The organism is Shewanella sp. SR43-4, assembly GCF_014163845.1.
Taxonomy (GTDB): domain Bacteria; phylum Pseudomonadota; class Gammaproteobacteria; order Enterobacterales; family Shewanellaceae; genus Shewanella; species Shewanella vesiculosa.
This window is the reverse complement of the sequence record NZ_JACJEB010000029.1, coordinates 1-14,414: the sequence shown is the minus strand read 5'-3', so window position 1 is coordinate 14,414 and position 14,414 is coordinate 1. Positions and strand designations below refer to the sequence as shown.

Annotated in this window: 29 protein-coding genes; all 29 read right to left on the bottom strand. The window is 44.7% G+C overall.

Features of this window, described 5'->3' with window-relative positions; genetic code table 11:
• Nucleotides 1-368 precede the first annotated feature (368 nt).
• Nucleotides 369-764, bottom strand: a complete 396-nt coding sequence (gene rplQ / locus H5123_RS19875; RefSeq protein ID WP_011635664.1) for a 50S ribosomal protein L17 — start codon at nt 762-764, stop codon at nt 369-371.
• Nucleotides 765-804: 40 nt separating this feature from the next.
• Entirely contained in the window at nt 805-1,794 is a 990-nt protein-coding gene (locus tag H5123_RS19870; RefSeq protein ID WP_011635663.1) for a DNA-directed RNA polymerase subunit alpha, read from the bottom strand.
• A 24-nt stretch (nt 1,795-1,818) separates the two neighbouring features.
• Nucleotides 1,819-2,439: a 30S ribosomal protein S4 gene (gene rpsD / locus H5123_RS19865; RefSeq protein WP_124017683.1), complete on the bottom strand. Its 621-nt coding sequence runs from the start codon at nt 2,437-2,439 to the stop codon at nt 1,819-1,821.
• A 32-nt stretch (nt 2,440-2,471) separates the two neighbouring features.
• Complete coding sequence (gene rpsK / locus H5123_RS19860; protein ID WP_011635661.1) at nt 2,472-2,864, bottom strand: 30S ribosomal protein S11; 393 nt, start codon at nt 2,862-2,864, stop codon at nt 2,472-2,474.
• 17 nt (nt 2,865-2,881) lie between these two features.
• Nucleotides 2,882-3,238 (bottom strand): 30S ribosomal protein S13, encoded by a 357-nt coding sequence (gene rpsM / locus H5123_RS19855; RefSeq protein ID WP_011635660.1) that lies wholly within the window; start codon nt 3,236-3,238, stop codon nt 2,882-2,884.
• A gap of 117 nt (nt 3,239-3,355) precedes the next feature.
• Nucleotides 3,356-3,469, bottom strand: a complete 114-nt coding sequence (gene rpmJ / locus H5123_RS19850; RefSeq protein ID WP_006083579.1) for a 50S ribosomal protein L36 — start codon at nt 3,467-3,469, stop codon at nt 3,356-3,358.
• Nucleotides 3,470-3,492: 23 nt separating this feature from the next.
• Complete coding sequence (secY, locus tag H5123_RS19845) at nt 3,493-4,833, bottom strand: preprotein translocase subunit SecY (protein WP_101084805.1); 1,341 nt, start codon at nt 4,831-4,833, stop codon at nt 3,493-3,495.
• A gap of 7 nt (nt 4,834-4,840) precedes the next feature.
• Complete coding sequence (gene rplO / locus H5123_RS19840) at nt 4,841-5,275, bottom strand: 50S ribosomal protein L15 (RefSeq protein WP_124017684.1); 435 nt, start codon at nt 5,273-5,275, stop codon at nt 4,841-4,843.
• On the bottom strand, nt 5,275-5,463 hold the full coding sequence (rpmD, locus tag H5123_RS19835) for a 50S ribosomal protein L30 (RefSeq protein ID WP_011635656.1): 189 nt from the start codon (nt 5,461-5,463) through the stop codon (nt 5,275-5,277). Before rpmD ends, rplO begins: the two co-directional genes overlap by 1 nt.
• Nucleotides 5,464-5,469: 6 nt before the next feature.
• Nucleotides 5,470-5,973, bottom strand: a complete 504-nt coding sequence (rpsE, locus tag H5123_RS19830; RefSeq protein WP_011494651.1) for a 30S ribosomal protein S5 — start codon at nt 5,971-5,973, stop codon at nt 5,470-5,472.
• Nucleotides 5,974-5,985: 12 nt separating this feature from the next.
• Complete coding sequence (rplR, locus tag H5123_RS19825) at nt 5,986-6,336, bottom strand: 50S ribosomal protein L18 (protein ID WP_011635655.1); 351 nt, start codon at nt 6,334-6,336, stop codon at nt 5,986-5,988.
• A gap of 10 nt (nt 6,337-6,346) precedes the next feature.
• Nucleotides 6,347-6,880 (bottom strand): 50S ribosomal protein L6, encoded by a 534-nt coding sequence (gene rplF, locus H5123_RS19820; protein WP_124017685.1) that lies wholly within the window; start codon nt 6,878-6,880, stop codon nt 6,347-6,349.
• Nucleotides 6,881-6,890: 10 nt separating this feature from the next.
• Nucleotides 6,891-7,283, bottom strand: coding sequence for a 30S ribosomal protein S8 (gene rpsH, locus H5123_RS19815; protein WP_124017686.1), 393 nt, complete (start codon nt 7,281-7,283; stop codon nt 6,891-6,893).
• 24 nt (nt 7,284-7,307) lie between these two features.
• Nucleotides 7,308-7,613 (bottom strand): 30S ribosomal protein S14, encoded by a 306-nt coding sequence (gene rpsN, locus H5123_RS19810; protein ID WP_011635652.1) that lies wholly within the window; start codon nt 7,611-7,613, stop codon nt 7,308-7,310.
• Between the two features lie 10 nt (nt 7,614-7,623).
• A complete protein-coding gene (gene rplE, locus H5123_RS19805) occupies nt 7,624-8,163 on the bottom strand; it encodes a 50S ribosomal protein L5 (protein ID WP_011635651.1) in 540 nt (179 codons plus the stop codon).
• A gap of 13 nt (nt 8,164-8,176) precedes the next feature.
• A complete protein-coding gene (gene rplX, locus H5123_RS19800; RefSeq protein ID WP_124017687.1) occupies nt 8,177-8,491 on the bottom strand; it encodes a 50S ribosomal protein L24 in 315 nt (104 codons plus the stop codon).
• 10 nt (nt 8,492-8,501) lie between these two features.
• On the bottom strand, nt 8,502-8,870 hold the full coding sequence (gene rplN, locus H5123_RS19795; RefSeq protein ID WP_011635649.1) for a 50S ribosomal protein L14: 369 nt from the start codon (nt 8,868-8,870) through the stop codon (nt 8,502-8,504).
• A gap of 177 nt (nt 8,871-9,047) precedes the next feature.
• Complete coding sequence (gene rpsQ, locus H5123_RS19790; RefSeq protein WP_124017688.1) at nt 9,048-9,296, bottom strand: 30S ribosomal protein S17; 249 nt, start codon at nt 9,294-9,296, stop codon at nt 9,048-9,050.
• Entirely contained in the window at nt 9,296-9,487 is a 192-nt protein-coding gene (rpmC, locus tag H5123_RS19785) for a 50S ribosomal protein L29 (protein ID WP_006083592.1), read from the bottom strand. The genes rpsQ and rpmC overlap by 1 nt, the downstream gene beginning before the upstream one ends.
• Complete coding sequence (gene rplP, locus H5123_RS19780; RefSeq protein WP_124017689.1) at nt 9,487-9,897, bottom strand: 50S ribosomal protein L16; 411 nt, start codon at nt 9,895-9,897, stop codon at nt 9,487-9,489. Before rplP ends, rpmC begins: the two co-directional genes overlap by 1 nt.
• 11 nt (nt 9,898-9,908) lie before the next feature.
• Nucleotides 9,909-10,598: a 30S ribosomal protein S3 gene (gene rpsC / locus H5123_RS19775; protein WP_124017690.1), complete on the bottom strand. Its 690-nt coding sequence runs from the start codon at nt 10,596-10,598 to the stop codon at nt 9,909-9,911.
• Nucleotides 10,599-10,610: 12 nt separating this feature from the next.
• Nucleotides 10,611-10,943 (bottom strand): 50S ribosomal protein L22, encoded by a 333-nt coding sequence (gene rplV / locus H5123_RS19770; RefSeq protein ID WP_011635644.1) that lies wholly within the window; start codon nt 10,941-10,943, stop codon nt 10,611-10,613.
• 15 nt (nt 10,944-10,958) lie between these two features.
• Entirely contained in the window at nt 10,959-11,237 is a 279-nt protein-coding gene (gene rpsS, locus H5123_RS19765) for a 30S ribosomal protein S19 (RefSeq protein WP_006083596.1), read from the bottom strand.
• 14 nt (nt 11,238-11,251) lie between these two features.
• Nucleotides 11,252-12,076 carry a 50S ribosomal protein L2 gene (gene rplB, locus H5123_RS19760; RefSeq protein WP_124017691.1) on the bottom strand — a complete coding sequence of 275 codons (825 nt, stop codon included), beginning with the start codon at nt 12,074-12,076 and terminating at the stop codon, nt 11,252-11,254.
• A gap of 16 nt (nt 12,077-12,092) precedes the next feature.
• Entirely contained in the window at nt 12,093-12,395 is a 303-nt protein-coding gene (rplW, locus tag H5123_RS19755; RefSeq protein ID WP_011635642.1) for a 50S ribosomal protein L23, read from the bottom strand.
• Complete coding sequence (rplD, locus tag H5123_RS19750) at nt 12,392-12,997, bottom strand: 50S ribosomal protein L4 (protein WP_011635641.1); 606 nt, start codon at nt 12,995-12,997, stop codon at nt 12,392-12,394. The genes rplW and rplD overlap by 4 nt, the downstream gene beginning before the upstream one ends.
• Before the next feature lie 17 nt (nt 12,998-13,014).
• Nucleotides 13,015-13,653, bottom strand: a complete 639-nt coding sequence (rplC, locus tag H5123_RS19745) for a 50S ribosomal protein L3 (RefSeq protein ID WP_101033710.1) — start codon at nt 13,651-13,653, stop codon at nt 13,015-13,017.
• Between the two features lie 27 nt (nt 13,654-13,680).
• A complete protein-coding gene (gene rpsJ / locus H5123_RS19740; RefSeq protein WP_011635639.1) occupies nt 13,681-13,992 on the bottom strand; it encodes a 30S ribosomal protein S10 in 312 nt (103 codons plus the stop codon).
• 352 nt (nt 13,993-14,344) lie between these two features.
• Nucleotides 14,345-14,414: hypothetical protein (locus tag H5123_RS19735; protein WP_198552046.1), on the bottom strand; the 70-nt coding region annotated here is incomplete at its 5' end.

Sequence of the window (14,414 nt, the reverse complement as noted above, 5' to 3'; positions counted from 1 at the left end):
ACTAATAACATCGAGAGATAAATCAATAAAAAGCGTAAAACAAAACGAATTTCTCACAGATATCAGGGTGAAATTACCGCACATTGATTATGTCCTAACATAGTGGGATATGACTTTCTGATTGCTCAGGCACCCATAAGCTAAGCAAGATATAAACTTAGTAGGTGTATGCCACTAAATCGCAGGAAGTATTGAATGCAGAAGTGTCGTAGCAAAAGACTAAAAAGTTTATTTTAAGAAATGAACAACGTGAAGTGCTGAGAATCTTAAACTTGTAACCAAACTCTAGCAAGTATTGGAAAATAAAATCAGGCAAAAAAAAGTAAAAAAAACCGAGCCTAGGCTCGGTTTTTTCGATGAGTAACTAATTACTCAGCAGCTTCGACTTCAACAGCTTCAGCAGCTTCAGGACGACCTACTAATTCGATGTAAGCCATTGGGGCTTTATCACCGGTACGTAGACCGCACTTTAGAATACGAGTGTAACCACCAGGACGTTCCTGGAAGCGTGGACCCAATTCAGTAAATAACTTACCTACAACTTCAGCGTCGCGGGTACGAGCGAAAGCTAAACGGCGATTTGCAACGCTGTCAACTTTAGCAAGTGTTATTAGAGGTTCAACAACGCGACGCAGTTCTTTCGCTTTAGCAACAGTTGTCTTGATAATCTCATGACGAACTATTGAACAAGCCATGTTACGGAACATAGCTTGGCGATGACTGCTGTTGCGGTTTAGTTGACGACCACTCTTACGATGGCGCATGACCTAATCCTTATAACCTAAATCTGTACTAACCTGAGACTTATAGGTCGTCAGCTAAACTAGCCGGTGGCCAGTTTTCTAGACGCATACCTAACGACAGTCCGCGAGACGCTAAAACATCCTTAATTTCAGTAAGAGATTTCTTACCTAAGTTAGGGGTCTTAAGCAACTCAACTTCAGTGCGTTGTACCAGATCTCCGATGTAATGAATCGCTTCGGCTTTTAAACAGTTAGCCGAACGTACAGTTAGCTCTAAATCGTCGACAGGACGCAGCAAAATCGGATCGAACTCCGGTTTCTCTTCTACAACAGCCTGCTCAGTCACATCACGTAGTTCAACAAACGCATCTAGCTGTTCAGCTAAAATAGTTGCAGAACGACGAATGGCTTCCTCAGGATCGATAGTACCGTTTGTGGTCATATCTATCACAAGTTTGTCTAAGTCAGTACGCTGTTCAACACGAGCAGCTTCAACATTATAAGCAATGCGAGCTACAGGTGAAAAAGAAGCATCAACCAGCAAACGACCAATTGGGCGATCATCGTCTTCAGTTTGTGCACGAGCCGAAGCAGGCACATAACCACGACCACGCTCAACGCGGATACGCATGCTGATATCATTGTTACCAGTCAAGTGACAGATAACATGATCAGGATTCACGATGGTAACATCACCATCATGCGTGATATCTGCTGCTGTAACAGGGCCTGTGCCGGACTTGCTTAATGTAAGCAAAGCCTCGTCTTTACCCTCGATGGTCACTGCTAATCCTTTAAGATTAAGCAATATCTCAAGGATATCTTCTTGTACGCCTTCCTTACTGCTGTATTCATGCAATACTCCGTCAATTTCGACTTCAGTAACTGCACAGCCAGGCATAGACGACAATAGGATGCGACGCAACGCGTTACCTAAGGTATGGCCAAAACCACGTTCTAGTGGCTCTAGTGTAACTTTGGCGCGAGTTGAATTAACCTGCTCAATATCAACGAGACGCGGTTTAAGAAATTCTGTAACAGAACCCTGCATTGTGTCCTCTCTTGTTTGTTAGCTTTACTTAGAGTAAAGCTCGACGATCAGCTGTTCGTTAATATCCGCAGACAAATCGCTACGTTCTGGAACGCGCTTAAAAGCACCTTCCATTTTCGCATTGTCGACTTCTACCCATGTAGGCTTTTCGCGTTGTCCAGACACTTCTAAAGCCGCTTTAATACGAGCTTGAGTACGTGACTTTTCACGGATGCTTACAACATCATTCGCAGACACTTTGAATGACGGAATGTTAACAACACGACCGTTAACCATAACAGATTTATGGCTTACTAGCTGACGTGATTCTGCACGAGTAGAACCGAAACCCATACGATAAACGACGTTATCTAGGCGGACTTCTAAAAGTTGCAACAAGTTTTCACCAGTGTTGCCTTTTAGACGTGCAGCTTCTTTGTAGTAGTTACGGAATTGCTTTTCTAGCACACCATAAATACGACGAACTTTTTGTTTCTCGCGTAACTGAATACCATACTCAGACAAACGTGGCTTACGTGCGCCATGTTGTCCAGGTGCAGTTTCTAGCTTACACTTCGAATCGATTGCTCTCACACCGCTTTTTAGGAAAAGGTCTGTACCTTCTCTGCGGCTGAGCTTGAGCTTGGGACCCAAGTATCTTGCCATGATCTTTCTCCAACTATCCTATAAACGCAGTGTTATACACGACGTTTTTTAGGTGGACGACAGCCATTATGAGGGATAGGTGTCACATCGGTAATGTTAGTAATTTTATAACCAACAGCGTTCAGCGCACGAATGGCTGATTCACGACCTGGACCAGGACCCTTCACGAAAACTTCAAGGTTTTTAACACCGTAGTCTTGAGCAGCAATACCTGCACGCTCAGCAGCAACCTGTGCAGCGAATGGTGTTGATTTACGTGAACCACGGAAACCAGAACCACCTGAGGTAGCCCATGACAACGCATTACCTTGACGATCTGTAATGGTGACAATTGTGTTGTTGAAAGACGCATGGATATGAGCCATGCCATCTGCAACCTGTTTACGTACGCGCTTACGCGGAGAACGTGACGGAACTTTAGCCATTTTGGTTTACCTTCCCGTTACTTTCTGATTGGCTTACGTGGACCTTTACGCGTGCGCGCATTGGTCTTAGTACGTTGCCCACGAAGGGGCAGGCTACGACGATGGCGGAGACCACGATAACAACCAAGATCCATAAGACGCTTGATGTTCATTGAAATCTCACGACGCAAGTCACCTTCTACAGTGTATTTGGCGACTTCTTCGCGTAGGATATCTATTTGAGCTTCGCTCAATTCCTTGATCTTAGCATCTTCAGCAATTGAAGTAGATGCGCAGATTGCTCTAGCGCGTGTACGTCCAATACCAAAAATAGCAGTCAAAGCAATGACTGTATGCTTTTGATCAGGAATGTTAATGCCAGCGATACGGGCCACTATGCACTCCTTAAAGTTAAAGGCCATCTGCGAAAAGCCCGAAAGGATACTCGACAGACGACAGATTTGCAAACAATATTTTGGTCAGCCCATTATTGAGCTGACCAAACTTCTTTCTTAGCCTTGACGTTGTTTGTGTTTTGGTTCAACACAAATCACACGTACAACACCACTACGCTTGACGATCTTGCAATTACGGCAGATCTTCTTCACGGAAGCTCGAACTTTCATTTCATCACTCCGTAAAAGCAATCTTATTTTCCAAAGCGATCTAAGTTTGCTTTGTTAACGAGATTAGCTTTCTTCATCACAGACTCATACTGATGAGACATCATATGGGTCTGAACCTGAGCCATGAAGTCCATGATTACGACTACAATAATTAGTAGTGAAGTACCGCCAAAATAGAACTGTACTTTCCACGCAATTAACATGAACTCCGGAATTAAGCAGATAAAGGTAATGTATAACGCACCCGCTAGGGTTAAACGTGTCATTACTTTATCAATGTAACGCGAAGTCTGTTCTCCGGGACGGATCCCAGGAATGAATGCACCACTCTTTTTCAAATTATCCGCTGTTTCGCGAGGGTTAAAAACCAACGCAGTATAGAAGAAACAGAAAAAGATGATTGCTGTCGCATACAATAATGAATACAGCGGTTGTCCAGGTGACACAGCTAAAGCGAAATCGCTTAACCATGACATGGACTCATTTTGACCAAACCACTGAGCCAGTGTGCCTGGAAACAAAATAATGCTGGAAGCAAAAATTGGTGGAATCACACCTGCCATATTTATTTTTAAAGGTAAGTGGGTGCTTTGCGCTGCGAAGACCTTACGGCCTTGTTGACGCTTAGCGTAGTTAACGACGATACGACGTTGACCACGTTCCACAAACACTACTAAATAGGTTACAGCAAATACGATAACTGCGAGCAACAGTAGTACTAATACATTCATGTCACCTTGACGCGCCTGCTCGGCTGTTGAACCGATGGCCGATGGTAGACCAGCAACAATACCTGCGAAAATTAATATCGAGATACCATTACCAATACCACGTTCGGTAATTTGCTCACCTAACCACATTAGGAACATAGTTCCTGTAACTAAGCTCACAACTGCAACAAAGTAAAAACCAAATCCGGGATTGGCCACAAGACCAGGCATCAGATTTGGTAACCCTGTTGCAATACCGACAGATTGCAAAGTACCCAACACGAGTGTGCCATATCTAGTATATTGACTGATTTTCTTACGTCCTGATTCGCCTTCTTTTTTCAATTCAGCGAGTGCAGGATGCACAACAGTCAATAACTGCATAATAATCGATGCCGAAATATACGGCATGATACCTAATGCGAAGATAGAAGCACGCTCTAAAGCACCACCCGAGAACATGTTAAACATGCCAAGGATGGTATCTTTTTGCTGAGCAAAAAGCTCTGCCAATACAGCTGCGTCAATACCAGGAATTGGCACAAACGAACCGGCTCTAAAGACGATAATCGCACCAATCACGAACAGAAGACGAGTTTTCAATTCAGATAAACCGCCTTTCGCGCTTTTTAAATCAAGTCCTGGTTTTGCCATCGACGTATTATTCCTCGATCTTGCCACCGGCAGCTTCAATAGCTGCACGAGCACCTTTAGTTACCTTGAGACCTTTTACAGTCACTGGGCGGTCAATGGTACCTGAAAGAACGATTTTCGCAAACTGGATGTTGCGAGTAATAACGTTCGCATCTTTCAGTGCATTCAAATCGACAACATCACCGTTAACTTTTGCTAGTTCGAGTACACGAACTTCAGCTGTAACCAAAGCGCGACGCGAAGTAAAGCCAAACTTAGGTAAACGAATCTTAAGTGGCATTTGACCACCCTCGAAACCGACGCGAACACCGCCGCCTGAACGAGACTTCTGACCTTTATGGCCACGACCCGCTGTTTTACCTAAACCTGAACCGATACCACGGCCTACACGCTTAGGAGCAGATTTAGAACCTGCTGCTGGAGATAGAGTATTTAGACGCATTATCCTAATTCCTCCACCGAAACCATGTAGTACACCTTGTTAATCATACCGCGAACTGAAGGTGTATCTTCAACTTCAACAGTGTGATTAATGCGGCGTAGGCCTAAACCGGTTAAGGTTGCACGGTGTTTTGGTAAACGACCAATGCTGCTTTTAGTCTGTGTGACTTTTAAAGTTTTAGTAGCCATGGTGCATTACCCCCGAATTTCATCAACATTCAGGCCACGTTTTGCTGCGATTTGAGCTGGTGACTTCATGTGCACCAACGCATCGACAGTTGCGCGAACGATGTTGATCGGGTTAGTAGAACCGTATGCTTTTGACAGAACGTTATGAACGCCTGCTACTTCCAATACGGCACGCATTGCGCCTCCGGCAATAATACCGGTACCCTGTGATGCTGGTTGCATATAAACTTTAGAACCAGTATGGCGACCTTTAACTGGGTGATGCAAAGTACCTGCATTCAACTCCACGGTTACCATATTTCGACGGGCTTTTTCCATTGCTTTTTGAATAGCAGCTGGAACTTCACGCGCTTTACCATAGCCATAGCCGATCTTACCATTACCATCACCCACAACTGTTAGTGCAGTGAAGCTAAAGATACGACCGCCTTTAACTACTTTAGAAACACGATTAACTGCAATCAATTTCTCTTGCAGATCGTCTTTTTGCTGAGCTTCTAATTTAGCCATTTTTATAACCCCTTAGAACTTCAGGCCAGCTTCACGAGCGGCATCTGCTAGTGCAGCTACACGACCATGATACTTGAAACCAGAACGGTCGAACGCAACTGTTGCTACGCCCTTCTCGATCGCACGCTCAGCAACAATTTTACCTACTGCTTTAGCCGCATCAACGTTACCGGTACTCTTTAGTAGCTCTTTAACCGCTTTTTCAACGGTTGAAGCAACTGCCAACACCTGAGCTTCAGGATTAATCACCTGAGCATAAATGTGACGCGGTGTACGATGTACAACCAGACGATTCACGCCCAGCTCTTGGATCTTCTTACGTGCACGTAACGCGCGACGTAAGCGAGATGTTTTCTTATCCATATCGCGTTACCTACTTCTTCTTAGCCTCTTTACGGCGTACTACTTCGTCGTCATAACGAACACCCTTGCCTTTGTAAGGCTCTGGTGGACGGTATCCGCGAATGACAGCAGCAACCTGACCAACTTCTTGTTTATCGACGCCCGAAAGCACGATTTCAGTTTGGCTAGGACACTCTGCAGTAACGCCTGCGGGCAGTTTGTGTACTAATGGATGTGAGAAACCTAATGTTAAATCTAAGTCACTACCAGCAATCTTTGCACGGTAACCTACACCAACTAGTTTAAGTTTTTTCACAAAACCTTGAGATACACCAACAACCATATTGTTTACTAGTGCACGTGCAGTACCAGCCTGAGCCCAAGCGTTAGCAACGCCTTCGACAGGTAGGAACTTTACTTCTGCATCTTCGATAACAACATTTACCGCATTGTTGATTACTCGAGTCAGACTTCCTTTACTGCCTTTAACAGTTAAGGTCTGTTCGTTTAAAGTCACCTCTACGCCAGCAGGAACAGTGACTGGTGCTTTTGCAACACGAGACATTTCTAGCTCCTTACGCTACGTAGCAGATAACCTCGCCACCCGTGCCATTTTGGCGGGCGGCGCGATCAGTCATCAAGCCTTTAGAAGTGGACACAATTGCGATACCCAGACCGCCCATCACCTTTGGTAACTCGTCTTTACCTTTGTAAATACGAAGACCAGGGCGACTTACACGCTGGATAGTCTCAACGACTGGTTTGCCTTGAAAGTACTTTAATGTAATTTCTAATTCAGGCTTAGCTTCATCTGCTACGGCGTATTCAGTAATGAAACCTTCATCTTTAAGTAATTTCGCAATTGCTACTTTTAACTTAGCTGAAGGCATCTTAACAGATACGTGGTTAGCAGCTTGGCCGTTACGAATACGGGTTAACATATCCGCAATAGGATCTTGCATGCTCATATTAGCTTACTCCGTGACAAGTGCTTACCAGCTGGCCTTACGCAGACCAGGAACTTCACCACGCATGGTTGCTTCACGTAATTTAATACGGCTTAAGCCGAATTTACGTAGGAAACCATGTGGGCGACCAGTTTGATTACAGCGGTTGCGTTGACGCGCAGCGCTAGAATCACGTGGTAGAGCTTGTAACTTAAGTACGGCATCCCAACGATCTTCTTCAGAAGTTGCAGGGCTGCTGATTATAGCCTTAAGTGCTAAACGCTTTTCAGCATATTTAGCTACGAGCTGCGCACGTTTTGCTTCACGTGCTTTCATAGATGTTTTTGCCATTATGCTACCCTTATTTCTTGAATGGGAAGTTAAAAGCGTCTAACAAAGCACGACCTTCTTCATCATTCTTCGCAGTAGTAGTGATAACAATATCCATACCACGAATTTTATCGATTTTATCATAATCGATTTCTGGGAAGATGATCTGCTCACGCACGCCCATTGCGTAGTTACCACGACCGTCAAACGCTTTTGCGCTTAAGCCACGGAAATCACGAATACGTGGTATTGCAATGTCAACTAAACGCTCTAAAAATTCCCACATACGCTCACCGCGTAGGGTCACTTTACAGCCAATAGGGTAGCCTTCACGGATTTTAAAACCAGCAACTGATTTACGAGCAACAGTTACAATTGGTTTCTGGCCAGCGATTGCAGTCATGTCACGGAGCGCATGCTCCATAACTTTCTTATCTGCAACAGCTTCGCCCACACCCATGTTTAGGGTGATTTTTTCAATCCGAGGGACTTGCATGACACTGCTGTAACCGAACTTTTTAGCTAGTTCAGCGACTACAGTCTCTTGATATTTATCATGCAGTTTCGCCATCGTTTACTCCAAATTACTTAACGAGTTCGCTGTTCGACTTAAAGAAACGGACTTTTTGGCCGTTTTCAAATCGGAAACCAACACGATCTGCCTTGCCTGTGGCTTGGTTAAAGATCGCAACGTTTGATGTTTGAATCGGTGCTTCTTTCTCGATAACGCCGCCAGTCACACCCAATTGAGGGTTAGGTTTCTGGTGCTTTTTAACAAGATTGAGGCCTTCAACAATTAACTTACCAGTAGGTAGAACTTGAGAAACCTTACCGCGGCTACCCTTGTCTTTACCTGCTAATATAATTACTTCGTCTTCACGACGGATTTTAGCTGCCATTTGAAGCTCCTTACAGTACTTCTGGTGCCAGCGAGACAATTTTCATGAATTTATCATTACGCAATTCACGTGTCACTGGGCCAAAGATACGAGTACCAATCGGTGCAAGGTTTGCGTTAAGCAATACCGCTGCATTCCGATCGAAGCGAATGACAGAACCGTCTGGACGACGTACGCCTTTCTTAGTACGGACTACCACCGCGTTATATACATCACCTTTCTTCGCTTTAGCGCGAGGAATCGCTTCTTTAACAGAAACTTTGATAATGTCGCCGATACCGGCATAACGACGATGAGAGCCACCCAAGACCTTAATACACTGAACTCTGCGTGCGCCGCTGTTACATGCGACGTCTAGAGTCGATTGCATTTGGATCATTTCAAGTGCTCCGCTATCGTTACTACACAATCCCACTATGGGAGTATATTTTGAACCAAAATCAAGCAATAATTTACTCAAAATTGGCGCGCAAGTATAACACACATTTTTGGAATGCATAGCAAAAAATACAAACGGCCCCAAATGCTGGAGCCGTTTACGTTAACCTAATAAAAATTAGGCTTTTGTTACTACTTCAGCTAGTGTCCAAGACTTAGTCTTAGATAGAGGGCGGCACTGGCTAATAGCCACGAAATCGCCTTCATTACACTGATTAGTTTCGTCATGTGCATGGATCTTAGTAGTACGCTTAATGTACTTCCCATAAATAGGATGTTTCACTTGGCGCTCAATAGCAACAGTAATAGACTTGTCCATTTTGTTGCTAATTACTTTACCTTGCAAAGTACGGATTTTATCAGACATTACGCACCTGCCTTAGAAGTAATAATGGTCTTAACACGTGCAATGTTACGACGCACTAGTTTCAACTGATTCGTTTGAGTCAACTGACCAGTAGCGTGTTGCATACGCAGGTTAAACTGCTCACGCAGCAGACCAAGTAATTCAGCGTTAAGTTCTTCAACGCTCTTTTCTCTTAGTTCGCTCGCTTTCATTACATCACCGTCTTAGTTACGAAGGTAGTCTTCAGAGGAAGTTTAGCAGAAGCTAAAGCGAAGGCTTCACGAGCCAACGATTCAGGAACACCACCCATCTCATAAAGAACCTTACCAGGTTGAATCTGACATACCCAGTATTCAACGTTACCTTTACCTTTACCCATACGCACTTCAAGAGGCTTAGAGGTAATTGGCTTGTCAGGGAAAACTCGAATCCAAATTTGTCCTTGACGTTTAACATGACGTGTCATGGCACGACGTGCAGATTCAATTTGACGTGCAGTTAAACGGCCACGGCCGACTGCTTTCAAACCGAAAGTACCAAAGCTAACTTCAGTACCGTTCGCTAGACCGCGGTTGCGGCCCTTGAACATCTTGCGAAACTTCATACGTTTAGGTTGCAGCATAAAAGTTTCTCCTATTTACCACGAGGCTTACGCTTAGGTTGCTGCTTCGGCTCTTCAATAGCTGGAATTAAACCATCTAGAACTTCGCCTTTGAAGATCCAAACTTTAATACCAATCACACCATACTGCGTGTGACTTTCTGCGGTTGAATAGTCGATATCAGCACGCAAAGTATGCAAAGGTACACGACCTTCACGATACCATTCTGCACGCGCGATTTCTGCGCCGCCTAAACGGCCGCTCACTTGAACTTTGATACCTTGAGCACCAATGCGCATTGCGTTTTGAACTGCGCGCTTCATAGCACGACGGAACATAACACGACGCTCTAACTGCTGAGCAATAGAGTCAGCAACGAGCTTAGCGTCTAATTCAGGCTTACGGATCTCAGCGATGTTGATTTGAGCAGTAGTGCCAGTGATTTTAGACACATGTGCACGTAATACTTCAACGTCTTCACCTTTCTTACCAATCACAATACCTGGACGGGCAGTGTGAATGGTAACGCGGATGCTTTTCGCTGGGCGTTCAATGACAATCTTAGATACTGATGCGGCTTTTAACTTTTCAGTTAAATATTGACGCACTTCCCAGTCGCTGTTCAGATTATTTGCATAGTCTGACTTATCTGCGTACCAGGTAGAGATCCAAGGCTTAGTGATACCCAGACGGATACCATTAGGATGTACTTTCTGTCCCATTGCTCTCTTCTCCTAGCGATCTGCTACAACCACAGTAATGTGGCTGGTACGCTTCATGATACGATCAGCGCGGCCTTTAGCACGTGGCATGATACGCTTCATTGTTGGGCCTTCATCTACGAAGACGGCTCCAACTTTAAGCTCATCAATGTCAGCACCTTCGTTGTGTTCGGCGTTTGCGATAGCTGAGTCAAGTACTTTTTTTACTAGTACGGCGGCTTTCTTGGGGCTGAATGTCAAAATCTCGAGCGCCTTAGAAACAGGCAATCCGCGAATTTGATCAGCAACTAGACGGGCCTTCTGCGCAGACGTACGAGCAAAACGATGTTTAGCTAAAACTTCCATCTTATTCCTCCCGTATTAACGCTTCTTCGCTTTCTTATCTGCAGCATGGCCGCGATAAGTGCGAGTTGGTGAAAATTCACCAAGCTTGTGGCCGATCATTTCGTCAGTTACGAACACAGGTACGTGCTGACGACCATTATGGACAGCGATGGTCAACCCAATCATATTAGGGATGATCATTGAGCGACGAGACCAAGTCTTAATTGGCTTTTTGTCTCCCGCTTCCATCGCTTTCTCTACCTTCTTCAGCAAGTGCAGGTCAATGAAGGGACCTTTCTTGAGAGAACGTGGCATGGCGAATCCTCTTACTATTTATTACGACGACGTACGATGTACTTATCAGTGCGCTTGTTGCTACGAGTTTTATAACCCTTAGTCGGCACACCCCATGGACTCACTGGATGACGTCCACCAGAAGTACGGCCTTCACCACCACCATGTGGATGGTCTACTGGGTTCATTGCAACACCGCGAACTGTAGGGCGTATGCCTCTCCAGCGCTTAGCACCTGCTTTACCTAACTGGCGTAGCATGTGTTCGGCATTACCAACTTCACCAAATGTCGCGCGGCAATCTACTGGAACTTTACGCATTTCGCCAGAGCGAAGACGTAGAGTTGCATAAGCACCATCACGAGCAACAACTTGTACATAAGCACCAGCTGAACGTGCGATTTGAGCGCCTTTACCAGGCTTCATTTCGACAGCGTGTACAACACTACCTACTGGAATGTTGCGTAACGGTCTAGCGTTACCAGTCTTGATTTCTGCATCCAAGCCAGACTGGATTGGGTCGCCAGCTTTCATGCCTTTTGCAGCAAGAATATAACGACGCTCACCATCTGCATACAGTACTAACGCAATGTGCGCTGTACGGTTTGGATCGTATTCAAGACGTTCAACTTTCGCAGGGATACCATCTTTGTTGCGTTTAAAGTCAACAATACGATAGTGCTGCTTATGTCCACCACCTACGTGGCGTACAGTGATACGGCCAGTATTATTACGGCCACCACTTTTAGATTTTTTCGCCAACAGGCCAGCAAAAGGTTTACCCTTATGCAGGTCCGTATTCACCACTTTAACTACGTGGCGACGACCTGGAGAGGTTGGCTTACACTTAATAACTGCCATGATAATTCTCCTTTGCTTATTCAGCGCCGCCGACGAAATCGATTTCAGCACCAGCAGCTAAAGTAACATAAGCTTTTTTCCAATCGATACGACGACCTACACGGCCACCGGTACGCTTGGTTTTGCCTTTATTAACTAAAGTGCGAACAGAATCAACTTCAACTTCAAATAGCTTCGCTACTGCAGCTTTAATCTCTGCTTTAGTTGCATCGATGGCTACGCGGAAAACTACAGTGTTGTTTTTCTCAGCAAGCACAGTACTCTTTTCAGAGATATGTGGACCAAGAATAACTTTTAGCAAACGTTCTTCGCGGATCATGCTAGCATCTCCTCGATTTGCTTCACTGCATCAGCAGTAACAAGAACAGTGTTGAATGCGATTAGACTAACTGGGTCAAGACCCGCTACGTCACGCACGTCAACTTTGTATAAGTTGCGAGCTGCTAAGAATAAATTCTCATCAACTTCTGCAGTAACAATTAGAACGTCTTCTAAGTTCATTGCTTTCAGTTTAGCTTTCAGCTCTTTAGTTTTAGGAGCTTCAACACCAAACGATTCAACAACAACTAAACGCTCTTGACGTACCAATTCAGAGAAAATGCTCTTTAGAGCACCACGGTACATCTTCTTGTTAACTTTTTGGCTGTGATCTTGTGTTTTAGCAGCGAATGTTACGCCACCGCCACGCCAGATTGGGCCTTTAACACTACCGGCACGAGCGCGGCCTGTGCCTTTCTGGCGCCAAGGCTTTTTGCCTGAGCCAGTTACTTCCGCACGAGTCTTTTGAGCACGAGTGCCCTGACGCGCGTTTGCAGCATATGCTACAACTACCTGATGAACCAATGCCTCGTTAAAGTCACGGCCGAAGGTAGTTTCGGAAACTTCAAGAGCGCTCTGGGCGTCTTTCAATACCAATTCCATTACTATCTCCTCAGACCTTAAGCTTTAACTGCTGGCTTGATAATCAAGTCACCATTGGTAGCGCCTGGAACTGCGCCGCGTACTAACAACAAGTTACGCTCTGCATCAACACGTACTACGTGTAGATTCTGAGTTGTTACTTGCTCAGCACCCATATGGCCTGACATTTTCTTGCCTTTGAATACACGACCAGGCGTTTGGTTCTGACCGATAGAACCATTCGAACGGTGTGCCAAAGAGTTACCATGTGTCATATCTTGAGTACGGAAATTCCAACGCTTAACACCGCCTTGGAAGCCTTTACCTTTAGATTGACCAGTAACGTCTACTTTCACTGTCTCAGCGAAAATATCAACATTAATTTCAGCACCAACTTCAATGCCTTCGCCTTCACCATCTGCTAAACGCATTTCCCACAAACCACGACCGGCTTCTACGCCGCCCTTGGCAAAGTGACCTGCTTCTGCTTTAGTGATGCGATTGGCTTTTTTGGTACCAGTAGTCACTTGAAGTGCACGGTAACCGTCAGTTTCTAAAGTTTTCACTTGAGTAACACGGTTGCCTGCAATCTCGATTACTGTTACAGGGATTGACGTACCATCTTCAGTGAAGATGCGAGTCATACCCACTTTACGACCAATAAGACCGATAGCCATCTCTCAAACCTCTTCTAAGGATCTCAATTAACCTAAGCTAATCTGAACGTCGACACCAGCCGCAAGATCTAAACGCATTAACGCGTCTACAGTCTTTTCTGTTGGCTCTACGATGTCAACTAAACGCTTGTGGGTACGAATTTCGTACTGATCACGAGCATCTTTATTAACGTGCGGAGAGATCAAAACGGTATAACGCTCTTTGCGAGTAGGTAGTGGAATTGGACCACGAACCTGCGCGCCTGTACGCTTAGCAGTTTCAACGATTTCCGCTGTAGACTGATCAATTAAACGATGATCAAAGCCTTTCAAGCGGATACGGATTCTTTGGTTCTGCATTGACCAGAGCTCCTAAAATGGACATATAAAAAATCACCCTCTAGCTTCTTCCTAATGGAAAAGCAGAGCGAGATGATTTAACCGTTCGACTCCCAATCGGAGTCGCTGTGAAAATGAGTAACCTATTTGGTTAAACATTATAATTTACGCTACACTTGTCAGCGAGTGGGCAATTATACAGATCTTCTTTCTAAGATCAAGCCCATTGTGTAAATAGTCTTCAAAAGTCTTTTTACAATCAACTGCGGCGCATTTTACACATTCTATGAACGAATGCCAGCATTGATTATTAAATTTTAAAAATAAAAAAGGAAGCCTAAGCTTCCTTTTTTAGTGTTCACTAAAGTCGCTATTACGCGATGATTTTAGCTACAACACCTGCACCAACTGTACGGCCACCTTCACGGATAGCGAAACGTAAA